The 24,115-nt window shown below is 59.0% G+C and carries 21 protein-coding genes and 3 pseudogenes; 7 read left to right on the top strand and 17 right to left on the bottom strand.

Annotated features, from left to right (window positions below; translation table 11 throughout):
- The 9 genes and pseudogenes from LJU29_RS12270 to LJU29_RS29615 form a co-directional block, all read right to left on the bottom strand.
- Positions 1-1,080: a carbon-phosphorus lyase complex subunit gene (locus LJU29_RS12270; protein ID WP_257112469.1), complete on the bottom strand. Its 1,080-nt coding sequence runs from the start codon at positions 1,078-1,080 to the stop codon at positions 1-3.
- The gene (gene phnH / locus LJU29_RS12265; RefSeq protein ID WP_054995218.1) at positions 1,080-1,676 is read right to left on the bottom strand and encodes a phosphonate C-P lyase system protein PhnH; all 597 of its coding nucleotides are present in this window, start codon (positions 1,674-1,676) and stop codon (positions 1,080-1,082) included. The genes LJU29_RS12270 and phnH overlap by 1 nt, the downstream gene beginning before the upstream one ends.
- A complete protein-coding gene (gene phnG, locus LJU29_RS12260; protein WP_004658080.1) occupies positions 1,676-2,140 on the bottom strand; it encodes a phosphonate C-P lyase system protein PhnG in 465 nt (154 codons plus the stop codon). Before phnG ends, phnH begins: the two co-directional genes overlap by 1 nt.
- Positions 2,141-2,154: 14 nt before the next feature.
- Positions 2,155-2,889: a phosphonate metabolism transcriptional regulator PhnF gene (gene phnF / locus LJU29_RS12255; RefSeq protein ID WP_002553871.1), complete on the bottom strand. Its 735-nt coding sequence runs from the start codon at positions 2,887-2,889 to the stop codon at positions 2,155-2,157.
- 36 nt (positions 2,890-2,925) lie between these two features.
- Positions 2,926-3,714, bottom strand: a complete 789-nt coding sequence (gene phnE / locus LJU29_RS12250) for a phosphonate ABC transporter, permease protein PhnE (RefSeq protein WP_005753762.1) — start codon at positions 3,712-3,714, stop codon at positions 2,926-2,928.
- A 28-nt stretch (positions 3,715-3,742) separates the two neighbouring features.
- Positions 3,743-4,753: a phosphonate ABC transporter substrate-binding protein gene (gene phnD / locus LJU29_RS12245; RefSeq protein WP_054995219.1), complete on the bottom strand. Its 1,011-nt coding sequence runs from the start codon at positions 4,751-4,753 to the stop codon at positions 3,743-3,745.
- Positions 4,754-4,791: 38 nt separating this feature from the next.
- Positions 4,792-5,625: a phosphonate ABC transporter ATP-binding protein gene (gene phnC, locus LJU29_RS12240; RefSeq protein WP_002553874.1), complete on the bottom strand. Its 834-nt coding sequence runs from the start codon at positions 5,623-5,625 to the stop codon at positions 4,792-4,794.
- A gap of 257 nt (positions 5,626-5,882) precedes the next feature.
- The gene (locus tag LJU29_RS29620; RefSeq protein WP_371321914.1) at positions 5,883-6,647 is read right to left on the bottom strand and encodes a methyl-accepting chemotaxis protein; all 765 of its coding nucleotides are present in this window, start codon (positions 6,645-6,647) and stop codon (positions 5,883-5,885) included.
- 93 nt (positions 6,648-6,740) lie between these two features.
- A pseudogene (locus tag LJU29_RS29615) lies at positions 6,741-7,772 on the bottom strand (HAMP domain-containing protein); the annotation flags it as partial.
- 333 nt (positions 7,773-8,105) lie between these two features.
- Between LJU29_RS29615 and LJU29_RS12230 the strand changes: the two are divergent.
- From LJU29_RS12230 to LJU29_RS12220, 3 genes are all read left to right on the top strand, one after another.
- A complete protein-coding gene (locus LJU29_RS12230) occupies positions 8,106-8,933 on the top strand; it encodes an HDOD domain-containing protein (RefSeq protein ID WP_257112461.1) in 828 nt (275 codons plus the stop codon).
- Between the two features lie 158 nt (positions 8,934-9,091).
- Entirely contained in the window at positions 9,092-11,065 is a 1,974-nt protein-coding gene (locus LJU29_RS12225; protein ID WP_257112460.1) for a DNA topoisomerase III, read from the top strand.
- Positions 11,066-11,142: 77 nt separating this feature from the next.
- Complete coding sequence (locus tag LJU29_RS12220; RefSeq protein ID WP_004658073.1) at positions 11,143-11,541, top strand: RidA family protein; 399 nt, start codon at positions 11,143-11,145, stop codon at positions 11,539-11,541.
- Positions 11,542-11,549: 8 nt separating this feature from the next.
- Here LJU29_RS12220 and LJU29_RS12215 read toward each other — a convergent pair whose 3' ends face one another.
- From LJU29_RS12215 to LJU29_RS12205, 3 genes are all read right to left on the bottom strand, one after another.
- The gene (locus tag LJU29_RS12215) at positions 11,550-11,861 is read right to left on the bottom strand and encodes a DUF6482 family protein (protein ID WP_029240937.1); all 312 of its coding nucleotides are present in this window, start codon (positions 11,859-11,861) and stop codon (positions 11,550-11,552) included.
- A gap of 106 nt (positions 11,862-11,967) precedes the next feature.
- The gene (locus tag LJU29_RS12210) at positions 11,968-13,764 is read right to left on the bottom strand and encodes a methyl-accepting chemotaxis protein (protein WP_054083059.1); all 1,797 of its coding nucleotides are present in this window, start codon (positions 13,762-13,764) and stop codon (positions 11,968-11,970) included.
- Positions 13,765-13,929: 165 nt separating this feature from the next.
- Positions 13,930-15,543 carry a methyl-accepting chemotaxis protein gene (locus tag LJU29_RS12205; protein WP_257112459.1) on the bottom strand — a complete coding sequence of 538 codons (1,614 nt, stop codon included), beginning with the start codon at positions 15,541-15,543 and terminating at the stop codon, positions 13,930-13,932.
- 210 nt (positions 15,544-15,753) lie between these two features.
- On the opposite strand from LJU29_RS12205, the pseudogene LJU29_RS12200 reads away from it, so the two are divergent.
- Positions 15,754-16,698 (top strand): annotated as a pseudogene (locus LJU29_RS12200) (DNA/RNA non-specific endonuclease).
- 135 nt (positions 16,699-16,833) lie between these two features.
- On the opposite strand, the gene LJU29_RS12195 reads toward LJU29_RS12200, so the two are convergent.
- The 5 genes and pseudogenes from LJU29_RS12195 to LJU29_RS12180 form a co-directional block, all read right to left on the bottom strand.
- Positions 16,834-17,754, bottom strand: a complete 921-nt coding sequence (locus LJU29_RS12195; protein WP_257112458.1) for a substrate-binding domain-containing protein — start codon at positions 17,752-17,754, stop codon at positions 16,834-16,836.
- 17 nt (positions 17,755-17,771) lie between these two features.
- On the bottom strand, positions 17,772-18,530 hold the full coding sequence (locus LJU29_RS29610; protein WP_371321913.1) for a methyl-accepting chemotaxis protein: 759 nt from the start codon (positions 18,528-18,530) through the stop codon (positions 17,772-17,774).
- A gap of 96 nt (positions 18,531-18,626) precedes the next feature.
- Positions 18,627-19,049, bottom strand: a pseudogene (locus LJU29_RS29605) (HAMP domain-containing protein); the annotation flags it as partial.
- Between the two features lie 906 nt (positions 19,050-19,955).
- Complete coding sequence (locus LJU29_RS12185) at positions 19,956-20,792, bottom strand: DUF1206 domain-containing protein (protein ID WP_257112456.1); 837 nt, start codon at positions 20,790-20,792, stop codon at positions 19,956-19,958.
- A 110-nt stretch (positions 20,793-20,902) separates the two neighbouring features.
- Positions 20,903-21,994, bottom strand: a complete 1,092-nt coding sequence (locus LJU29_RS12180; RefSeq protein WP_257112455.1) for an SMP-30/gluconolactonase/LRE family protein — start codon at positions 21,992-21,994, stop codon at positions 20,903-20,905.
- Between the two features lie 199 nt (positions 21,995-22,193).
- Between LJU29_RS12180 and LJU29_RS12175 the strand changes: the two genes are divergently transcribed.
- From LJU29_RS12175 to LJU29_RS12165, 3 genes are all read left to right on the top strand, one after another.
- Positions 22,194-22,565, top strand: a complete 372-nt coding sequence (locus LJU29_RS12175; RefSeq protein ID WP_005753736.1) for a hypothetical protein — start codon at positions 22,194-22,196, stop codon at positions 22,563-22,565.
- 1 nt (position 22,566) lies between these two features.
- Positions 22,567-22,749 (top strand): DUF1289 domain-containing protein, encoded by a 183-nt coding sequence (locus tag LJU29_RS12170; protein WP_004665593.1) that lies wholly within the window; start codon positions 22,567-22,569, stop codon positions 22,747-22,749.
- Positions 22,750-22,855: 106 nt separating this feature from the next.
- A complete protein-coding gene (locus LJU29_RS12165) occupies positions 22,856-24,109 on the top strand; it encodes an MFS transporter (RefSeq protein WP_054078519.1) in 1,254 nt (417 codons plus the stop codon).
- Positions 24,110-24,115: the final 6 nt, after the last annotated feature.

The raw sequence follows: 24,115 nt of genomic DNA, 5'->3' as shown, positions 1-24,115 counted from the left end.
TCATTGATCGCTCTCCGGTTGCGGTGCGGACTTGCGCAGCTTGCGGATCAACTCCAGCTCGGACTGGAAGTCCACGTAATGCGGCAGCTTGAGGTGCGAGACAAAACCGGCCGCCTCGACGTTGTCGCAATGCGCCAGCACGAACTCTTCCTGCTGGGCCGGGGAGAGAACCTCTTCGTTGAATTCCCCCGCGCGCAACGAGCGGTCCACCAGCGCCATGCCCATTGCCTTGCGCTCTGCGTTGCCGAATGCCAAGCCGTAGCCACGGGTGAACTGCGCAGGTTCGCTGGCCGAGCCGACGAACTGGTTGACCATCTCGCACTCGGTCACTTCGATGTCGCCGATCACAATCGGAAAACCCAGTTCTTCAGGCTCTATCCAGACCTCTACCTCGCCGATGCGGATTTCCCCGGCGAACGGATGGTTGCGGCCGTAACCACGTTGGGTCGAATAACCCAGTGCCAGCAGGAAACCCTCATCGCCACGGGCCAGCGCCTGCAAACGCTGGGCACGACTGGACGGATACTCCAGCGGTTCGCGGGTGATGTCCGCGACGCTCTCGCCATCGTCCACTTCAGGTTTGATCAACCCTTCTTTGGCCAGCAACCCCAGCACTCGCGGGCAGGGTTGCAGCGTTGCATCCGGCGCCACGTCCGGGCCAGGGTGCTCACCTTCGGCCAGCAAGGTGAAATCCAGCAGGCGGTGGGTGTAGTCAAAGGTCGGGCCCAGCAATTGCCCGCCGGGGACGTCCTTGAACGTGGCAGACAAGCGCCGGTTGAGCGGCATATTCGAGGTGTCGATGGGCACGCTGGCGCAAAAACGCGTCAGCGTCGTGCGGTAGGCGCGCAGCAGAAAGATCGCTTCGATCAAATCCCCCGCCGATTGCTTGATCGCCAGTGCGGCCAGCTGCGGGTCGTACAGCGAACCCTCGCTCATGACTCGCGCAACCGCCAGTGGCAACTGCTGGCGGATCTGCTCGACATCGAGCTCGGCAATGCTTGTATCGCCACGGCGCTTGTTGGCCAACAGGCGGTGGGCGTTATCGATGGCCTGTTCGCCACCCTTCACGGCGACGTACATCAGGCACACTCCTGCACGCGGGTGCTGCGTGGCAAGCCGAGCATCTGGTTGCCCGACACAAAGAACACGTCCAGCCCACAGGGGAAGACATTCCGTGCTTCACGCTCGGTCCAGAACGCTTCGTCCAGCGGCAAGGCCACAGAATTTTGCTGCTCGATGCCGGGACCGCTCCAGGCAAGGGTCTGTCCGCCTTGCAGGCCTGGCAACTGAATCAGCAAGGTGCAGGACTGATCAGGGTAACGGTCGTTGCCGGTATCGAAACCGTGCAGGTCCCTGACAGTCGACGCATCGAGCAACGCAAAGCGCGCAGCGTGCCGGTCGCTGACAATCGGGCTGCCGCAATGAAAGGCAATATTCGCGCGAATCGCCGGGGTATCAAACTCAGGGGCAAGCCAGAGCGGAGTGTCCAGGTCCAGCAGCGCCAGGCACAAGGCATGAGTGGCACTGTCCAGGCCCTGCAAGGCAGGCGGCTGATGTCTGGTGGGCAGGGTCTGGATCACACCCGGACCGGACAAAGCCTTGAGCGCTACGCGAAAACTGCGCTGGGCATCCAGCACCGGATCGGTGAAGGCAGGTTGCAGAAGGACGGCATTCATCAGTCTTCTCCTCGGACCAGGGTAAAGAATTCCACTTTCGTTGCAGCGGCTTCTGCGTCCTTGCGTGCACGACGCTCGGCTTGCGCACGCGCCAGGGGCTCGATCAGCTCGGACAGCCACCAGGCCTGTTGCGCGCCTTGCAAATGGGCATCAGCCAGCGCCGCCAGTTCGGCATGGCGCTTGTCGCGTCCGGCCAGGTAGCTGTAACCCGTGCGGCCATCGGCCAGACGGACCACGCAGCGGGTAACGCTCATCTCGCCAAGATTGAACGCCGAACCGGTGCCGCCCATGCGACCACGCACCAGGGTCATGCCGATTTCCGGGGCGCGGATCATCTGGTAATCGGTGTCACGCAACGCCGCTTCGTGACGCTGCAACTGTTCGCGGCTCGGCTCATCGACAAGGGCGCGCGCCAGTACGCCCATCCAGTGCTGCCGCGCGGCCGTTTCAGGGGTTGCTTGCATGGAACACCTCGATGTCAGTCAGTCGTTGGGGTGACGGCGATCTGGTTGAACGCCACCTGATACTGGAAGCGGTCGCAGCGGCTGGCCGAGCGGGAAAGCTCCACCGGCCGCCCCGATCGGTCACACGAAACCGTCAACACCGTCAGCGCCGGCATGTGCCGGGGCATCAGCAGCAGCCCGGCCTCTTCACGGGACGGCAGGCGTGCTCCGATCAGGCTCTGCGCGCGGCTCAGCGGCAACTCGCGCTCAGCCAGATACTGGCGAACCGAGCCACCCTGATAGTCAGCCAGCACATCGCTGTAGCGGGCGCTGTAGCGGTGGCAGATCAGGCTTACAGGCTGGCCATCCAGCTTGCGTAACGTCTGCATTTCGATCAGCGGCGCATGCTCGGCCAGCCCCAGATGCAGCGCATCTTCGTGACTGGCGAGGCATTCGCGGCGCAACAGCAGAATCGCTTCCACGCCGATGCCTTGTGCCGACAGCGACTGGCTGTAGGCGCTGTCGGCCTGCATCGGGTAGATCAACGGACGTTCCAGCACTTGCGTGCCCTTGCCCTGGCGTCGCAACACACTGCCCTCACGGACCAGTTCATCGACCGCTCGGCGGATCGTATGGCGGTTAACACAGAAGCGTTCGGCCAACTGAAACTCGGCAGGCAGATAATCGCCGGGCCGATACGAGACCAGCTCATCGCGCAGGGTTTCAGCCAGTTCGAGGTACATCGGCTCAGCTTGTCTAGACAACTGCATGATTAAAAAAAGTGTTCATTGAACACCCCTCTTCTGTCAGATGAATTGCTTGCGCAGGCGCTGCGACATGATGTCGATGACGCTTACCACAACGATGATCACCAGCAGCACGGCGCTGGTCTGGACGAACGCAAAGGCCCGGATATTCTCCCAGAGAATGACCCCGATGCCGCCTGCTCCGACCATGCCCACTACGGTCGCCGAGCGCACATTGGATTCGAACCGGTATAAAGCATAGGAGATCCATAGCGGCATAACCTGAGGAATTACACCGTAGATCACTTCCTGTAAAGCACTGGCACCGGTCGCACGTACCCCTTCGACAGGACCAGGCTCTATGGCCTCGACGGCTTCGGCGAACAGCTTGGCGAGCACACCGGTGGTACTGATCCAGAGCGCCAGCACCCCGGCAAACGGCCCAAGCCCGACCGCGACTACAAACAACATCGCAAAAACCATCTCATTGATCGAGCGAAAGGCGTCCATGCAGCGCCGCAATGGCAGGTGAATCCACCACGGCGTGATGTTCTCGGCGCAAAGAACGCCCAGCGGTATCGAACAGACAATCGCCAGCGCCGTACCCCACAGGGCAATCTGGATGGTCACCAGCATTTCCTTGAGGTAGCTGCGCCACTCACGGAAGTCCGGCGGGAAGAAATCGGCGGCGAAGGTCGCCATGTTCGACGAGTCCCGAACCAGCGTCATCGGGTTCATTTCCGCGCCCTGCCAGGCCCAGGCCAGTGCCGCAAGCAACAGCCCCCAGCCCAGGTAACGAGACCAGTTGGGCTTGCCCGCAACCTGGGCATAGGCAACTTGAGTGGTCATGGCGAACTCCTGATAGTGATCGATTGGCTCAACCTGCAGAGCTGTCTGCCGTTTTCTGGTTCAGCTCGGTGATGCGCTCCTGCAACTTGTTCAGGCTGGCGTCGATGTCCTTGAGGCGGGTCGTTTTCTCCTGAGCATCCAGCGTGGTGCTGGCGGTCACCTCAGTACGCTGTTTGAACAGCTCAAGCTGGCGAATAGGCAACAACTGGTCATCGCTGGACTTGAGGAACTTGCCCATCTGCATGTTCTTCAGGACGGTTTTCTCTTCAGCGGTATTGCCATAACTGGCGAAGAAATCACGAATCTTCGCCTTGTTTTCGTCCGACAGCGCCTTGCTCCAGACAATCGGGTCGGCTGGAATCAGCGGCGACTTCCAGATCACTTTCAACTGCTCGACCTTGTCTGGTTGAGTCACGGCCAGGCGGTCCCAGCTTTCGGTATTGAAGGTCGCGACATCCAGCTGACCTTTGGCAACACTCAGGGCATTGACCTCATGGCTGGAGTTCAAGGTGCGCTTGAAGGCGGTGGAGGCATCCACGTGGTTTTTGGCAAATACGTAATAGCCAGGCACCAGATAACCCGACGTGGAGTTCGGGTCACCGTTGCCGAAGGTCAGACTCTTGGCGTTCTTGAGCATGTCTTCGACGGAGTTGATCGGGCTGTCCTTGCGCACGATCAACAGGCTCCAGTAGCCCGCATCGCCGTTGGCGGCAGACGTCTGGGCAAAGATCTCGCCATTGGAGCGGTCTACCGCTTCCATCGCGGCCTTGTTGCCCAGCCAGGCCACATCGACCTTGTTGAAGCGCATGCCCTGAATCAGACCGGCGTAGTCCGAGGCAAAGGTGGCATTGACCTTCAGACCGGTTTTGCGGCTCATGTCATCGAGAAACGGCTGCCAGATACTTTTCAGGTTCTGCGATGACTCGGTGGACATGATGCCGAAATTGATGGCTTTTTCTTCTGCAGCCTGGACCGTGCCCAACGCGCAGGCGGTCAGCAAGGCGGCAGAGGCGAGAAGACGACCGATACGCTTGAACATGCAGGCTCTCCTGATAAATAGGGTGATGTTGAAAAGCTTCAGACTTTGGCCAGTTCCAGACGCGGCTTCTGCCGAACGCGACGGCTTCGTTCGGTGATCATCAGGCTCGCGTCCGCGTCTGCACCGTAGAGGTCATTGAGGAACTGTTTGCTGAGATCCTGCGCCAGGCCATCAAAATGGATCCGCCCGCCCTTGAGGGCCACGGCACGCGGGCAATAGCGCACCGCGTAATCCACCTGATGCAGGGTGACGACGACGGTCTTGCCATCGCTGCGATTGATGTCGGCAAGAATTTCCATGACCCTGCGTGCCGATTCGGGGTCCAGGGAGGCAATCGGTTCGTCGGCTAGGATCACTTCGGCGCGCTGGGTCAAGGCACGAGCAATCGCCACTCGTTGCTGCTGGCCGCCAGACAGGGTCGAAGCCCGCTGGGCGGCAAGATCTGCCAGCCCTACCCTGTCCAGCGCGGCCATCGCGCGCTGTTTTTCCTCGCGATTGAACAGCGCCAGACTGCCGCGCCAGCGCGGCATGCGTCCCAGACAACCGAGCAAAACGTTGTCCAGCACACTGAGGCGATTGACCAGATTGAATTGCTGGAAGATATAGCCGATATCGGCGCGCAGACGTCGCACCTGACTGTTAAGACGACCGGACGACTGAACCTCGCGCCCCAGCACCTGAACCTGACCGCCATTGCTGCGATCACAGCACGCCAGGCCGGCAAGATGGCGTAGCAAGGTTGATTTGCCAGAGCCGGAAGCACCAATCAGCGCAACCATCTCACCAGGTTGTATAGACAACGCAAGGTCAACCAGCGCACTTTTGTGCGAGAAGGTCTTGTTCAGGCCCTGTACATGAATGGCATCGTTCATGAGGCTTCTCGGTCTGCGCACGACCCGGGACAGGTCGTATTCGGTTGTCAACCAAACTGAACCTGTGTTGTTGCAGCCTCATGAACCGTGAGTGACTAGCTGATAACAGTTTGTCGCAGAAGGTGTTGCAGCGTCACGAAATGCATTACCACGCGGAGCGTGGTAACGATCATCATTGCGGTTTGAGCCCTATTTACAGGCCCATCGGGACCTGTACATCACGATGAGCCCTCCGCTTGGTACAGACAGCTGCCGGATCAGATCCGGAAGCTGCCGACCAGTTGCTGCAAGCGGGCAGCCTGCTCTTCCAGCGAGTTGCAGGCGTCCAGGGTCTGGCGCAGGTTGTCGACGCCCAGCTGGTTGAGGGTGTTGATATGAGTGATGTCGACATTGATCGACTCCACCACCGAGGTCTGCTCCTCCGTTGCTGCGGCCACCGACTGGTTCATGCCGTTGATCTCTTCGATGCGTCGGGTCACGCTGCCCAGGCGCTCGCCGGCGAGATTGGCGATGCCTACGCTGTCCTCGCTCTGACGCTGGCTTTCAGTCATGTTGACCACCGCTTCACGAGCGCCGACCTGCAGCTCTTCAATCATCTTCTGCACTTGTTGCGCCGAATCCTGAGTGCGGTGCGCAAGGTTACGCACCTCGTCAGCCACCACGGCAAACCCGCGCCCGGCTTCACCGGCACGCGCCGCCTCGATGGCCGCGTTGAGCGCCAGCAGGTTGGTCTGCTGGGAAATGCTGGTGATCACTTCGAGAATCTGCCCGATGTTGGCGGTCTTGCCATTCAGGCTTTCGATGTTCACGCACGACTCGCTGATCTTGCCGGACAGCTCGTTCATGGCCTTGATGGTCTGCTGCACAACGTTCTGGCCGTCGCTGGCCAGGCCGCTCGCATCGCTCGACTGCTGCGAGGTGCGCGCAGCATTCTGGGCGATTTCCTGGGCGGCGGCACCCAATTCGTTGATCGCCGCTGCCACGCTTTCAGTGCGGTTGGCCTGCTGGTCGGAGTTGTCCATCGACGCGTTGGAGACCTTGACCACTTGTGTGGCCACCGCCCCCAGTTGCGCGGCAGTCGAGGCCACTTCGCGGATCGAGGTATGGATACGTTCGACAAAATGGTTGAACGACTGCGCCAGGGCACCGAATTCGTCCTGCGATGTGATGGCCAGACGCTTGGTCAGATCGCCCTCGCCGTCAGCGATATCTCGCATCGCGCGGCCCATCTGATGCAAGGGTTGCATCAACACCCGGATCAACAGGCCCAGCAGCAGGATGATCACCATCACCACAACCACCATCGCAGTGATGGCCGAGGTACGGAACTCGGTCAACATGGCGTAGGCGGAATCCTGTTCCAGTACCAGTGCCACGTACCAGTTGGCCGTCGAGACACCTTGAACGGGCGTGAAGGAAATGATCTCCGGCTTTTTACCGGAGTCGATTTCACTCACCCCGGCAGCAATTTTCGGAGTGTTGGTCGGGTAGGCTTCACTGATGTTCTTGAGCACCAGCTTGCTGTCCGGGTGCACCAGAATCTTGCCGTCGGCACTGACCAGAAACGCATAACCATGGCCATCAAAGTTCAGCGAGTTGATGATCTTGGTGACGTTGTCCAGAGCGATATCAGCACCGGCCACGCCCACGAACTGATTCTGAAACTTGACTGGTGTGGCCATGGTCATGACCAGCTTGCCGGAAGATGCCGCGATGTAGGGTTCGGTCACAATGGTGCCGGGCGCATTCTGTGCCGCCTTGTACCAGCCACGTGCACGCGGATCGTAGTCAGCGGGGCGATTGGCCGACGGCACCGAGAACATCACGCCATCGGTGCTGCCAAAGTAACTCAACTGAAAACTTTCGCTGTAGGCAGGCAGGCCGATGGCGCGCTGCAACTGTGGCAGCTCCTTGCCATCCGCGGCGACTTGCTGCGACATCGATTGCAGCAATTGCATGCGGCTTTCCAGCCAGGTCTGGATGTTCTGCGTGGTGAGCGTACCCAGTTGTTGCAACTCGGACCTGACGCTGGATTTGAGCGACTGACGTTGTCGATAGTCATTGATGACAATGAACACACTGAACGCGACAACCACAATCAATGCGGCGGCGAGAAGAATTTTCTTGCTGAAACCCAGACTTTTCATAGCGGTTACTTCCACGGCAAAAACCAATAAGGACGATCTCTGAATCGCCAATCAAACTTCCAACTGTGCCGTCCTTTTCACGTAACAACCTACAGGCCGTTCAGCAACCGGAGTCGATACACCAGCGCCTGCCATGTCGATCATCAGGCAGGTTCAGGTACCGAAACCTTACAGAGACGCTTGTATCGCCATATCGGCCGAGATGGACGAGTCCTTGATTATTTTTTTCGAAGCGTGCTGAGACCTGTCTCCCACAATCGGCGGTGAAACGTGCAGAGCAGGAAAAACTGGCTATGGTTGAATCATCCCCGCCGTGCAGAGGATGGTCTTGCCATGCTGAGTATCGAAAAACTTTTTGACGATTTGCACAGTCTCCCGAGCATTCCCAAGGTGGCTCAGGATCTGATGCTGCAATTTGACAACCCTTCCTCGAACCTGGAAAGCATTGCCCGAAACATCGAGAAAGACCCGGTGATTGCTGCCAAGGTGCTGCGCCTTGCCAACTCGGCGCGGTTTCGCGGCTCGCGAGAATCCTCCAGTATCGAAGACGCGGCCATGCGCCTGGGTTTCAACACCCTGCGCACCTTGGTAATGGCCTCGGCAGTGACCGGCGCGTTCAAAGCCGGGCCAAGTTTTGACCTCAAAGGGTTCTGGCTCAAAAGCTTTCAGGTGGCAGGGATCTGCCGGATGCTGGCGAAACAGACGGGTGTCGACCCAGAAATCGCCTTTACCTGCGGGGTCATGCATAACATTGGCGAACTGCTGATCCAGACCGGCGCCCCCGACGTTGCAGAGCGCTTGAACAACGCAGCCAAGGCCGGTACACCGGGGCGTGCAGCCAACGAAACCCTGCAACTGGGTTTCAGCTACCCGGAAGTAGGCGCAGAACTGGCCAGTCGCTGGCATCTGCCAGAGCTGATCAAACAGGCTATCGCCTATCAGGCAACACCGCTGAAGGCTCCGGCCGACGCACCGCTGCCAAAGATCGTCGCTCAGGCCATCACCATCTCCGATGCACTGGAAGCCCACGGCGGCGCAACTGCGCAAGCGCAGCATGCCTGCGGCGGGCCATTGATGGAAGGAGTCGATCTGGACGCACTGTTTGCCGGGCTGCCAGCGGTGCTTGAAGCCGACAAGGCGTTCTCCGACCTGTTGAGCTAAGCCGGCCACTCTCCACGGCTGCAAGAGCGGCCATGGCGTGAGTGCTTCACCCCATGGTCCTCCTCATTTATCTGTATATCCATACAGATAAAACTTGCCCGTAGCGTATTCAACGTTCATCCTTGCAGCCCTTGCACCGGTAATCGACGACGGTAGTCATGCGGCTGTTTCTTTGCGAAAAACCCTCCCAGGCCAAAGACATTGCGGCTGCGCTCGGCGCGACCCGGCGTGGCGACGGCTGCTGGGTGGGTGCCAATGCCACCGTAACCTGGTGCATCGGCCACTTGCTGGAAACCGCCCCGCCCGACGCCTACGATGCGCGTTACAAACGCTGGGTGCTGGAAGACCTGCCCATCATTCCGGAAAAGTGGAAGATGCTCGTCAAGCCGAGAACTGCCAGCCAGTTCAAGGCAGTCAAGCGATTGCTGGGCGAAGCTCAAGAGTTGGTGATAGCCACCGATGCCGACCGCGAAGGCGAGATGATCGCCCGCGAACTGGTCGAACACTGTCGCTATCGCGGGCCGATTCAGCGTTTGTGGCTGTCGGCACTCGATGACGCCTCCATCCGCAAGGCGCTGGCAGCGCTCAAACCCGGTGCCGATACGTTCAGCCTGTATCACTCGGCACTGGGTCGATCCCGTGCCGACTGGCTGATCGGCATGAACATGAGCCGCCTGTTCACCCTGCTGGGTCGCCAGTCGGGTTATCAGGGCGTATTGCCAGTCGGGCGGGTACAAACCCCGACCCTGCGGCTGGTGGTGGACCGTGATCGCAGCATCGCCAACTTCGTACCGGCACCCTACTGGGCCATTGACGTCAGGCTGTTGCACGACAATCAGGCTTTTATCGCCCAATGGCGCGCACCGTCCGACGCCTGCGACGATCAGGACCGCTGCCTGAATCAGCCGCTGGCGCAACAGGCTGCCGAAGCGATGCGCAGTGCGGCCAGCGCACGGCTGGTCAAGCTTCGCACCGAGCGGATTCGCGAAGTTGCCCCGCTGCCTTTCGATCTGGGCACCCTGCAGGAAATCTGCTCGAAAAAGCTCGGGCTCGGGGCGCAGGAAACCCTTGATATAGCTCAGTCGCTGTATGAAACACACAAGGTCATCACGTACCCGCGCAGCGATTGCGGTTACCTGCCGAACAGTCAGCATGGCGAAGCCGCGGATATCATCGCAGCGCTGTGCAAGGCAGACCCGACGCTGGCCAGCCTGTCGCCACACCTTGACCCGCAACGCCGATCGCGGGCCTGGAATGACGGCAAAGTGACTGCCCACCACGGCATCATTCCCACTGCTGCCGTGCGCGGCGTCGAGCGTCTGACCGGCAAGCCGCGAGCGGTGTACACCCTGATCAGGGCGCGCTATCTGGCGCAGTTCCTGCCCAACCACGAATACGACCGTACCCAGGCCGACTTCGACTGCGCAGGCCATGCGCTGCGGGCGGTCGGCAAACAAATTGTCGAGCCAGGCTGGAAACGTGCCATGCCCGAGGCACTGGCACCGGCCAAGGGTCGCGAAGCACCTGCGCCGCAGCCGTTGCCGGCATTGTTCCAGGGCTGCGAGTGCGCCGTCGCTGAGGTCATCCTCAAGGACCTCTGGACCCAACCGCCCAAACCTTTTACCGAAGGCGATCTGATCAAAGCGATGAAAAACGTCGCCAAACTGGTGGAAGACCCGCTGCTCAAGCAAAAGCTCAAGGACACGACCGGCATCGGTACCGAAGCCACCCGCGCCGGGATCATTCAAGGCCTGCTGGACCGTGGCTATCTGACCAAACAGGGCAAGGCACTCTGCGCAGCGCCCGCAGCATTCAGCCTGATCGACGCCGTCCCCCGCGCCATCGCCGACCCAGGCACTACAGCGATCTGGGAACAGGCACTCGACATGGTACAGAGCGGCGAAATGAGCCTTGAAGAGTTCGTCGCCAAACAGGCAGCGTGGATGAGCAAACAGGTCAGCCGCTGCGTCGGCATGCGCATGAGCATCAGCGGCCCGGCCAGCCCTGCAGGCGTTGCGCCGCCCTGGAAGAAAAAACGCAAGACTGCGAAGCGCAGCACTGCTACGTCCTCTGCTGCAACGGGCACTGCGACGAAAAAACCGCGACGTACAGCCAAACCGGCGGCCAGATGACTGGCTCATATACAACCCGATCAGCCATCGCATAGTCGGGTGTTACACACTCAAGCGTTACAAACAGGTGTTACAACATGTCAGACCGAGAGATCATCGTTCCGCCCACCATGCAGCCGATCATGGACCGAGCAGGCTATGCACCCGCAGTCAGAGTCGGCGACACCCTTTACTGCGCCGGACAGGTGGGACGCACACGGGAAATGGAAGTCATCCTCAACCCCGAAGCGCAGTTCATCGCCTGCTGGGAAAACCTGCGCACGGTACTGGCTGAGGGCGGCTGCACGTTCGACGATATAGTCGACATGACGACTTATCACGTAGCCATGAGCGAGCACATGGCGGTGTTTCGTGACGTGAAAAACCGTATATTTCCGCGCGGCCAATGTGCATGGACCTGCATCGGCGTTGCCGAGCTGGCGCATCCCGGGCTGCTACTGGAAATCAAGTGCATCGCGGTCAGGCGCAGCGCCTGACATCGCGATCAGTGGCTTGAGCGCAACGGGATCTCCTGGCGTGATGACTCTGCCTGAGCGCTGCCCAGACCGACCATTTCGTCGTGAGCCACAGCCTGGGTCAGGAACAGCTTTACATCAGATACCGAAGAAAGCACCTTGCGCGCCTCTTCCACCGAGGCAACGTGCAAGGTTTTGCCAGTCGAGTCTTCCACCGGTACAGACTTGCCGTCAAGTTGTGCATGGAGCACATAGGAACCGCCCTCGATGGAGATCAGATCGAGTTCACGAACCTTTTTATCCTTCGCATGTTTTGTGAGATCTTGAATGTTCAAAGTCACACCTCCGGTGGCGTTCTGAAAATCAGCGCCTTGTAGAAGTGGAGCTTTTACCGGCGCGAACGTTCAGTCGTGTTGCATGCCTTATCGACGCAACAGTAACGCTGCCTCACTTGCCCAGCAACAGCGCCGCGTCGAAGCCCATCCGCAAGTTGCCCCAATGACGCCCTTCAAAAAAGAACGGCACATCGATTTCGGTCATGATCTCGCCGGTATCACGCAGGTAGGTCTGCAATAGAAAACGCTGCTGGTTGCCCGCAGCACGCAAGCCTATCGGGTCGGAGAACATGCGTTTGTTGCGGCACACCGGCAAGTCGACGGCACGGTCGCCGGTCGGTTTCAGTGACACCCAGCTGTTGTTGACCGGGCAGTAACCTTTGTTATCCACGATAAAAGTGACCTTGCCGCCCCGGGTGCCCTTGGTGAGTTTGTCGCACTCTTCCTGACAGACTTGTGCGAAGCGCTCTGTGTAACCGGTCATGTACTGCTTGGGGTCGGTGCCGGGAATCAGCTTGTAGCTCTGATCGAACAGATTGACGCCTTGTTTGTGCAGCTCGGCCAGCCGCACCTGCAGGATGTCCCGGCACTGACTCGCGCGGGTAATGGCAGCGTCCAGTTCGCCATGCCCCAGCACGAAACGCCCCAGCAAGGCCTGAACCTTCTCGGCTACACCGGACAGGTCACGGGTGGCGGTAGCAGAGTGCTGCATACGCTGGTCGATAGCCTGGCTGTCGGAGTAAATTCGCGTCACCCGTTCGTTGATGCCTGTGTTGGTGGTTGCGAACTGCTGGATATGCGCAGCGATGTCGGCCAACTTGTCATTGGTGGACTCGAAATCACCGATCATGCTCTCGAAATGGCCGGATGCGCGCTCTACGACCTGTTGGGTTTCGCGGGCGCTGTGGCTGATCTGAATGGTCTGTTCGTGGGTGGAGCTGACCTCCTGAAGCATCGCGTCGATGTTCCGGGAGATATCGTCAGTGGCTTTACTGACGTTCTGCGCCAGGGTGCGCACCTCATCCGCCACCACAGCAAACCCTCGACCGCTTTCACCGGCCCGCGCCGCTTCGATGGCCGCATTGAGCGCGAGCAGGTTGGTCTGCGAGGATATCTGCTGGATGAGCCCGACAATCGACTTGATGCTTGAAGAACGCTCATTCAAGCCGGATACCAGCCCACCGAATTCATTGAGACTGCTGGATATCTGGCTAATGTTTCCAGTCACCTCCAGCAATTCGGCATAAGAGTCACGCGCCATGCTCAGGTTCTGCGCAGTGGTAGTGGAAATGCCCTGCGTCTGCTGCGAGACGTCCTCAATGCTGCCCACCGCCATATTGCTCTGGTCCATCACCTCTCTGGCGAAACGCGCCTGATCGGTCGCGCTGTCGCTGGAATCACTGATGTTTTTCAGCGAGCGTGCCGATTCGACTGCGATCTGCACCGTCAGCGCCTGAATACTGCTGATAACCTCGCGCTGCTTGGCCAGAAAACGATTGCAGGTACTGGCCAGCACTCGAATTTCGTCATGGGTCAATAATGGCAAGTCACGGGACAGGTCGCCCTCGCCGTTGGCGATTTCTTCGAGTGCGTGAGTCATGAACATCACTGGACGCACAATCAAATGGCGGAAGTACCAGACCATGAAACTGACCATGACCAGCGTAAACAGGGTGCTCAGCAGGATTGCGTTGCTGAGGACATCCAGTTGGCCCTGAATTTTGCCCAGTTCGGCCGCATCCAGTTGCGTGCCGTGGAGTTGCAGCATGATGTCAGAGCGGATGTTCAGAGCCACCCAGTACAGCAGCGCGCTAACCAGGACCAGCAGAAAAAGGCTCGAGAGCTTTTTGGTCAGTGTGTCGAAAAACTGCTTTTCGACTGACTCGTATAAGGCCTTTAACGTCTGCATGTCGCTGCTCCTGGGGTGAAAAATGATTCATCCACGAAAATTAACGCTTGTCGGTGCCGAAGATTCAATGGCTGAACCGGCCAATACAGGCCTGTGATGACCCCTGCGCGACTCGACCGGGGGTCGAATGCGCCGGAGAGTACTGCAGGTCGGGGCTATTTGATATCAAAGATGGAAACGATCCACCGATTGCGAAAGCTGTCCGGCCATTGCCGAAAGTTCATCGGTAGTGCTGGCGGTCTGCCCGATGACCCGGCTATTGCCCTCGGACATACTGGCAATCATCTCCACCTGGTGAGCGATTTCGTTACTGGCCAGGCTCTGTTCACCAATGGTGCGAGTGATGTCGTTGACCAGCTGTGTGGTGCTCAACGTGGCCTCCAGTATCTCGCTGATCGAGCGTTGCACCTCGGCAGTGACGGCCATGCCCTTGTCGACCTGGGCAACGCCTGCTTCCATGCTGGTCACCGCCTCGCGGGTACTTTGCTGAATACGAGCGACCATCGCGGTGATTTCCTGGGTCGAGGTGCTGGTGCGCCCCGCCAGATTGCGAACTTCGTCGGCAACTACGGCAAAACCTCGACCCTGCTCGCCAGCGCGTGCAGCTTCAATGGCTGCGTTAAGCGCCAGCAGGTTGGTCTGATCGGCAATGCCCTTGATCACCTGAATAATATTGAAAATTCCTTCCGAGTCCTTGTCCAGCGTACGGATAACCTGCGCCGACAGCTGCGCCGAGCGGGCAATACTGTCCATGTCACTGACCACCTGATGAATCACCCGGCCACCATTTTTCGCCAGTGTTTCAGCCTGATTTGCCATCTCCAGTGCGTGCCCGGCATGCCGGGTGATTTCTTCGATGCTCGCCGTCATCTCGCTGGTCGCTGCCGACATGGTGCCCGCTGCCGAGCTCTGCTGCCGACTGCTGTCGGCCACTTCATGGCAGCCACTGCTGAGCTGGCGGCTCATACCGCTGACGCCATGCGCGTTGCTGCGCACCACTTCGATCATCCCGCGCAGGTCGCGCTGCATGACCGCCAGACTGCGAATCAGCATGCTGGCCTCATCACCGCCACGGGGCTCGGCGATTGGTTCACTGAGATTGCCGTGAGCAATGCTGTCGGCAATGCGGCTGGCAGAGGCAAGAGGAATCATGATGCTGCGGGTTACCCAGCGGCCCTGAACCAGAAGCAGCAGGATACTGGCCACCAGCACCACAACCAGAGCGATGTTGGCGCTGCGGATTGCCTGACGGGCACCTTCGCCGCTTGCCTTGAAGTTCTCCTCGATCAGGTCGCTGAGACTGGACATCTGCTCTTCCAGTTGCGTGAAGGCGCTGGTAAACGTGCCCAGTTCCTGTTGCGCTCGTTCCGGATTAACCAGAGCCAGACCGACAATACGCTCGCCACTGGCAATATAGGTATCGAGGCTGGGCTTGATCCTGTTCAGCTCCGCCTTGATCGCTTCGGTGATGGGAAGTTTGAGGTTATCGTTCAGCACAGCGCGAAAATGTGCAGCATGCTCATCAAGGGATTTCTGCACCTCTTCACGCGTGCTGTTGCTTTTGCCCAGGCCGACCAGCATCGCCGACAGCACATCGGCACGCAGCGCATCGTGCATCATGTCGGCTTCCAGATGATTGCTGAGCGCGGTCATGCTGACCTCGCTATCGATCATCGCCGCCTCCGTGCGCGTATTGCCCACATAGTTGACCAGGCTGATGATCAGAACCGTCAGCACGCTGGTGCCAATCAAAAACAATAGACGTAGCTTTATCGACATCCTGATGTCCCCTGCGATCAGTGAAATAACATGAACTGCGGAGTGCTCTTATTCAGAGCTTATCGACGCCTGTTACCCGTAACTTGAACCCGTTTACAGTTTTTTACCGTATGAGTGCCCGCGAGCGATCGATTACCCGGCCTGACGTCGACCTGTAACGCGGCTATGGTGAACTGTAATGAACTCACGCCCACCGCAGGAGCCAACCAAGTGTCTGACAAAAAGCCCGCTATCGATCTCACCTACCGACCACGCCTCGCCGACCTCAAGCCACTGCTCCCTTCGGCCGGATTGCTTGCACCGCAACCTCTTGCATCGCCACGCACCACACCGGCGAGCGAATTGCAGAAACGTAAGGGGTATGTCGAGAATTTTCTCGGTGACTTCGTCGTGCCATGGCCCTCGACCGACGCGGAGCTGGCACCGGATGTCTATCCGCTGGACAACACTGGAAATCGCCTCGATTACACCCACTTTTCAATCACCATGTCGCGCAGTCGGCGTCTTGCTCTGTATGTCGGTGTCAATATCGACGCTGCCAGCAGCGTCGAGGTCAAGCGTGGCAAGGATTCGTGGTCTTTTGATGGCAGGCTGCCTGCCGAGGCGCAGATCGGCGAAAGCCTGTAAGCCGACAATCTGCTGGATCGCGGTCATCTGGTCAGGCGTCAGGACCCTAATTGGGGCAAGGAAGCCGAAACGGCCAACAGCGATACCTTTCACTTCACCAACTGCTCACCGCAGATGGCCGCCTTCAATCAGAAGACATGGCTGGAACTTGAGGACTACATCCTTGAGAACACGCGACGCTGGAAATCCCGGGTAACCGTTTTCAGCGGGCCGGTGCTGCGCGAAGACGACCGCAGCTACCGCAACGTCAAGATCCCTTCGGCATTCTGGAAGGTCGTGGCGTTTCTTGGCGACGACGGCAAACCTTCGGCCAGTGCCTACATGATCGACCAGAGCAGCGAGCTGGGTAAGCTGGAGATCGTATTCGGTCCACTCAGAACCTGGCAGCGCAGCGTCCTGCAGATCGAAAAACTCACTGGCATCAGCTTCGGCGACCTGGCCAGCTACGACGGTTTCTCCAACGAAGAGCGCCTGACCGGCACACGCATCGAAGCACAGATTCGCGGGCCGCAGGATATCCGGTTATAGCGCGTTATAGACAAGCCCTGAGATGCCGTAGAGTGGGCTTGTGCCCGGAAAGCGTCGAGCTTCCGGGCTAATTGAAACAACGCTGAGCGCTCCGCGTGCGGTTCACTGGAAAGACAGTCAGTCCACACCGCGGCCCTATTCGAACTGCTGGCGATTCTCCGGGGTGATGAGTTTGAAGGGTACCCAAATGACCGGAGATGCCAGTGTTTCGCCACGCGCCATGCTCAGCGCGGCATCTACTGCGCCGTTGGCCTGGCCGACCGCATCCTGAAACACGCTGACGGCCATCTTGCCCTCGGCCATCAGCTTCAAGCCGTCCGGGGTGCCGTCGATGCCGCCCACCAGATAATCCCTGGCATTCTTTCCGGCCTTCTCCAGCCCCATGATCGCACCGATCGCCATTTCGTCGTTGTTAGCCGCGACGATAGAGAAGTCCACACCCTGCTTGACCCAGTCAATCACGATTGTCGCGGCCTGGCTGCGCTCCCAGTTGCCGATTTTCTTCTGCACGACCTTCATGTTCGGGTACTTGGCGACCACCTTTTCCACGTCCTCGGTGCGCATGACCGACGACTTGTTACTCGGATCACCCACCAGAATCACCACGTTACCCTTGTAACCGGCACGACGGGCCAGCTCTTCCATTTGCAAAGTGCCGGACTCCAGTTCGTCAGAGCCGACAAATGCCGTCAGCGCAGGCCACTTGGCAGGTTCCGGATTGCGGTTGACGAATACCAGCGGAACCTTGGCCTCATTGGCCAGACGCATCATTTCCGCTGCACTTTTGCCGTTCACCATAGCAACAACGATGGCGTCGAGTTTCGAATTGACCAGGTTACGGAATTGACGCATCTGCAACTCCACGTCGTCCTGGCCGTTCTCCATGAAGATGTCGGCATCCAGCAGCGCCACCTGCTTTTCCACGCCGTGGCGCAGAATGGTCTGAAAATTGTCGTTGTACTTGGCCATACCCACGCCGATCAATGGCGTGGCCGCCTGTGCCAGGCCCGCGACCAGCAGGCTTGCACTCAGGGAAATCGATAACCACTGTTTCATGTTCTGACTCCCGGGCATCAAACGCTGAAATGATGGAGCAGCTCGCGCTGATCCCTTGCCATTTTCGACAGGTCCTGACTGCTGCTCGCAGACTGTTCGGCACCGTCGGCGGCCTGCTGGGCAGAATCGTTGATGTGCGTGACCATGCGACTGGTTTCCTGCACCGTTGCGCTTTGCTGCTCGGTGGCAGCTGCGATCTGGATATTCATGTCGCGAATCGTGTCCACCGCCTCGCCCATTTCCACCAGCAACTGGTCGGCACCGGAAGCCAGCGTCACGCAGTGATTGGACTGGATCTGGCTTTCGTTCATCACCTGCACAGCCGAGTGGATCTTGCTCTGCATCTGGCCGATCATTTCCTGAATCTCGCTGGTCGAGGTCTGGGTGCGACTGGCCAGCGAGCGTACTTCATCGGCCACCACCGCAAAGCCCCTGCCCTGCTCGCCAGCGCGTGCCGCTTCGATGGCCGCGTTGAGCGCCAGCAGGTTGGTCTGCTCGGCAATGGTACGAATGGCATCGACAATACCGTCAATGTTTTGCCCGTACTTCTGCAACTCGTCGGTGACCGCAGACGCCTTGTTGACCTGTTCAGCCTGCTGACGAATGTTGACGATGGTTTCAGCCACGCGCTTCTGCACCTTGTTGGTCAGTTCGCTGGTGCTGTCCACCGCGCCACGCGTGTCCTGAGCACGACGGGCCACCTCTTCCACCGTACTTTCCATTTCATTCATGGCCGACGCGGCAGAATTGAGACGGTCTTTCTGCTCGTCGACCACACGGGTGGTCTGCTCACTGATCTGCGCGTTCTGACTGGCAGTCAATGCCAGGGTGTCGGCAGAGCCGATCAACTGACGAAATGTCTGTTGCAACGACTGGGTGAATTCATTGAGGTAACCGCCCAGCTCGCCGAACTCGTCGCGACGGCTGACATCGAAACGTACCCGCATGTCGCCGCTGGTGAGGGTCTTGAGCACCTCGCGAAACGCCGCCAATGGACGCCGAAGGCTGAACGCGATCCAGGTACCGATGACTGCCGCTGCAACTACCGCCAGCAGGCAAGCGATCAGCAGCAGGCTGAGGCTGGTGGCGATGGTCGAATCCGCACCCGCCTTGGCCTCGTTGGCCACCGCCAGTGACTGATTACCGAACTCGCCGATCTTGTCCAGTGTTGCCTGAAGCCGGGTTTCCGCCGCCTGGCGCTGTTTACCAACCTGCTCGGCGAGCGCCGCCTCCTGCCTGTAGGCCTGATAAACGCCGTCACTGCCGGTGAGGTCGTTGAGCAGGCGGTTGACCATCACACCAGCGATACGACCGCCGCGTGGATCTACTGCCGTGAGTTCGCGCGCCCGAGTACTGATTACCTCATCCTGCAGGTTGAGCACACGCTGCAAGGTCTGGATATCCGGCGTCGCCGCGTGGGCAGCCAGTCCCTCGTAGGATTTGCCGACTTCCAGCAACAGCTTTTCACCTGCGGCCACGTTATCCGCAGCCCCTGCACTACGCTCGCGGGCAATGTAATCACGAAGATAACCGGTCAGTTGGGCGCCCTGGCTGCTGCTGTAGCCCTGCAATACCCGGCTCTGGAGTGACTGCAAAACGTGCTGTCGATGGCCGGCAATCAGGGTCTGCGCCTGTTCGGCATAAGCAGCGCTCAACTGACGCTGCTGATTCAGGTTGTCGCGCAGTTCAGCGCGGTCGCCGATGTAGGCAGGCGTGCTGTCCAGCAACTGATTGAACCGGGCCATGCTGTCGTTGAAGGGCTGCTTGCCATCGTCAATCTGCTTGGAGTCATTGCTGACCAGAATCCCGAGCAGTGCCTGATTGGCGCGCAGCACATGTACGTAAAGCTCGCTCGCCGCCCTGCTCAAGGGTGCCGACTGCCCGGTAATGATGCTGATCCGGTCGCTTATGGAATGGGTGCTTTGGTAGCTGATACCTGCCATGGCGAGCAGCAGCACAACCAGCACGGCAAACCCACCGATCACTCGCTGAAGAATGGTCATGGCTATCCTCTTTTATTTTATTGCGCCGAATCTGATCCGGGCCTGCGTAGAGAACGTCAGTCCGGAAAATGATCGGAGCTCAAGAGAGAATGTCGGCCGGGCGGAAGGCGACTTGAGGCATGGTTCACATTATCTTTATCGAAAAAAGGGCCGCCTGACCTGAAGAGTCACGCAGCCCTCTAACTACCCGAATGGAGATCAGCGGAAATGACGCGCTACCACCTCCGGTGCATCGGGCACATCCATGTTGATCCTGCGCCATGCGGCCTGGGCGAAGCTGTACACCGAAAACGCGATCAGACCCAGCGCCACGATTAGCAGCACCAGACCACCGGCCGGCAAATTCTGCAAACCGTTGAGCGCATCCTTCATGCCCGGCGGGTGCATGGCCTGATAGCTGGAACCGCTTACGGCCAGCAACACTGCAATTTCGATAAACGCCACGCCGCGGGCGATCAGCCCGAAGCGCGACACCGGACGCACATATTTCATGACGTCTTCATCAGCCTCGAAATACTTCTCGAAAGACGCCTTGTAGCCCTTGATGATATGCACAATGCCCAGCGCCAGTGGCACCAGTGCCACGACATAGACCAGCAGGTTGGAGTGATCCCAGGACAGAAGGGTTGCCAGCAGGTCCTTGGCCTGGCCACCACCCGATGAGCCACCGGAGCTCTTGAGCCCGCTGACCAGCAGGCCCAGCGCGAAAAACGCCAGTGCCCCATAAGTAAAGCCGCCCACCAGAAGACCGCCACGAATCACCAGCCCCTTGAGTTCGCGGCCATGATGGTCCACATCACGCGTGGCCTGCAGCACACGCCATGCGGCGAACGCCAGTAGACCGACAATTACCACCCCGACCAGCACGCTGCCGAACGGCTGGCTCAACAAGGCTTCAAGACTGCTGTGGCTGTCGGCAGGCTGTGAAGATCCCTGCGCCGCCAGTACCGCGAACAAACCAATAATCAGATAAACAACACCACGGGCGGCATAACCGCCTCGTGCAAGTAGAACAAGGCCGCGTTGCGCCGACATAAATAACTATCCCTGAGAGTAATTACAGGAACAGACCCGGCATGTTCACAGGGGTTCGACCCGATTGACGGCGTGCGCACGTTGCACGCCGTCAATGGGCTCATGACCCTTCAGGCAAACGTGGCACCTCGTGTATTCACGAACACCGAATAAAGCGAATGGCTGCTGGCCATGAACAGCCGATTGCCCTCTCGCCCGCCAAAGCAGACATTGGCGCAGCGTTCGGGCAGGCTGATGTGGCCGATGGCCTTGCCTTGGGGGTTGAACACTCGCACGCCGTCGAGTTTCTCCATATCGGCTTTGGGATCACCGTTACCTCCCCAGCCGCACCACAAGTTGCCGCTTTCGTCGCACTTGATGCCGTCGATGGCCGCGTAGTCCAGACCTTCGATGTGTTTACGCCGCTCGCCCAGCGTGCCGTCTTCGTTGACCGCTATCGCCCAGATGAGGCCGTGGGGTTTGGCGCGCCCTTCGACCACATACAAGGTTTTCTCGTCCGGCGAGAAGCACAAACCATTTGGACCTGCCAGATCATCGATAACCCTGAAGACCTTGCCGTTCGACGGGTCTATGCGATAAACGCCGAAGGGTTGCTCCTGCTTGACCTTTTGACCTTCATAGTTGCTTTCGGCCTGGAAGGTAGGATCGGTGAACCAGATAGACCCATCGCGTTTGCAGGCGATGTCGTTGGGCGAATTGAAAGGCTTGCCCTCGAAACTATCGGCCAGCACGGTAATACGCCCGTTGTACTCGGTATGCGTCACCCGCCGTCCTTCGGTGGTGGTGCTCGACCCCTCACAGACCAGCAGCCTGCCCTGGCGATCGCGGCACATGCCATTGGAAAAGTTCGAATGCTCGCGGTACACCGACAGCTGACCCGTTACCTCGTCCCAGCGCATGATCCGATTGTTGGCGATATCGCTGACCAACAAGTAGCGACCGTCTCCAATCCACACCGGCCCTTCGGCCCAGCGCATGCCGCTGGCCAGCTTCTCGACGCTGGCATTGAATATTCGTATTTGGGTAAAGCTGTCATCCAGAACACTGACCAATGGGTCGGGGTAGCGCTGGGTCAACGGCTGAGCACTGGAAAGACGCGGCAATGCGCCAATGGCGGCGACCGTGGCCGAAACAGCCAGTGATTGTTTCAGGAAGCCTCTACGGCTCTGATCGGCTTTACTGCCTGACGGAGAAAATTCCATGATGAGCATCCATTATCTTATTTTTGGGAATGCGCCCGGCTTGCGGCCGCACGTAATCCTACAAGATATCCCGGAACGGCCCGAACAATAGCCTTATGGAATCAGGCATTACCTCAAGACTCATCGCACCCCAGACTTCATGCCCAAACCAACAATCAGGTATCTTGCACAACTCTTCCATCCACACCCAAGGCCTCCAATGCCATCCAGCAAACGCGAACAGGCCCAGACAGATCGGCGTCTGGTGAGCGCACTGACACACGCCTGCGAAACAGCCAAAACCGAAATGCCCGGTTTCTGCTGGCTGACTCACGAAGTCGATTACGCAGCCTTCCCTGCCAGCTTGCAGGTGGTATGGGTGTTCGACACGCTGGCCGACAAGAACGCTGCGCTGGCGCGCGGGCTGATGGAGCGGATGATCGGTCTCACGGTAGAGGCACTTGACGATGCACAGGTTAGCCTGACAAATGTACCGGCTCATGTGCATGTCGACTGCGAAGAGCAGTGCCTGCGCGAGAACGGTGGTGACTGGCAGCAGCGTATCAAGCGCAAATACGCCAGGCGTAGTTGATATGGCCAAGGACATCGAAAACCCGTGCATTTCCGTGTGCCAGCTCAGCGGCGATCTGTGCGTGAGCTGCGGGCGTACCAAGGACGATATCCGCAAGTGGAAACGCATGAAACGTCCGGAAAAGATGGCCGCCGTGCAACGTGCCACACAGCGAATGAAAAGCCTGCAGAAAAAGAACGTGTGAAACCGAAAATTTCATCTTCGGTGCGGAAACTTCTTTAAAACGGCCCCGGTCAGTATTACCCGTGACTCGGCTACCTGGAGTCTGACGAATTACGGGAATTCCGCTCTTGGCCAGTCATGCAGATCGCCGCAACACCCTTTCACTGGATAGCCTGAATTTCTTCCTCGCCGATGTGCGTGACGGCCTCGGGCCTTACCTGGCGATCTATCTATTGGCCGTGCATAAATGGGACCCGGCCAGCATAGGCGTGGTGATGACCATCGCAGGTATCGCCGGGCTGCTGACCCAAACCCCTGCTGGCGCGCTTATCGACCGGACGCCTTACAAGCGCGCCATGATTGGTGTGGCGGCGCTGCTGGTGACCCTGAGCTGCCTGATTCTGCCTTTCACTTCGTCCTTCTCCGTCGTCGCCCTGACCCAGGCGCTGAGCAGCATCGCGTCCTCGGTGTTCGCACCGGCCATCGCGGCCATCTCTCTGGGCATAACCGGGCCGAAAGCCTTTACCCGTCGTACCGGGCGCAATGAAACATTCAACCATGCCGGTAATGCCTGCGCAGCCCTGTTAGCGGGCGGCTTTGCCTACCTCTTCGGGCCTATTGCGGTGTTCTATCTGATGGCAGCGATGGCCCTGGCGAGTGTTATCGCGATCAGCTTCGTTTCTGCCGATGCCATCGATCACGACGTCGCCCGGGGTTTTGATGCGAACCACGACTCTCAAGGAGCTCAGCCTTCCGGACTTGCTACGTTGCTGAGCAACAAGCCGCTGCTGCTGTTCGGCATCTGTTGCGCACTGTTCCATCTGGCCAACGCGGCCATGTTGCCACTGGTCAGTCAGAAGCTTTCGCAAATCAATATGCAGATGGCAACGCCGCTGACCTCGGCGTGCATCGTCGCAGCCCAACTGGTCATGGTGCCAGCTGCGCTGCTGGTGGGTATGAAAGCGGATGACTGGGGACGCAAGCCGCTGCTGCTGGCAGGCTTTCTGATTCTGCCGATTCGTGGTGTGCTTTATACCCTGTCAGACGACCCCTACTGGCTGGTGGCGGTGCAGATGCTCGACGGCATTGGTGCCGGCCTGTTCGGCGCGCTGTTTCCATTGATGGTCAAGGACCTCACTCAAGGCAGCGGACGCTTCAATGTAAGCCTCGGGGCGCTGTCCACTCTGTTTGGACTGGGCGCGGCGCTGAGCAACGGCCTGGCCGGTTTCGTGGTACATGCAGCGGGCTACAGCGCTGCGTTCCTGACCCTCGCGGGTGTGGCGGCGGCGGCGTTTTGTCTGTTGCTGGTGGCCGTACCGGAGACACTTTCACGTTCGAATAATGAACCTGAACTCAAACCTGACCACGCGGTGAGCACGTAAATCTGT

The sequence above is a fragment of the Pseudomonas ficuserectae genome (assembly GCF_024584585.1).
GTDB lineage: Bacteria > Pseudomonadota > Gammaproteobacteria > Pseudomonadales > Pseudomonadaceae > Aquipseudomonas > Aquipseudomonas amygdali.
Note: the sequence above shows the minus strand (reverse complement) of the source record. Positions and strands in the feature narration are given on the sequence as shown.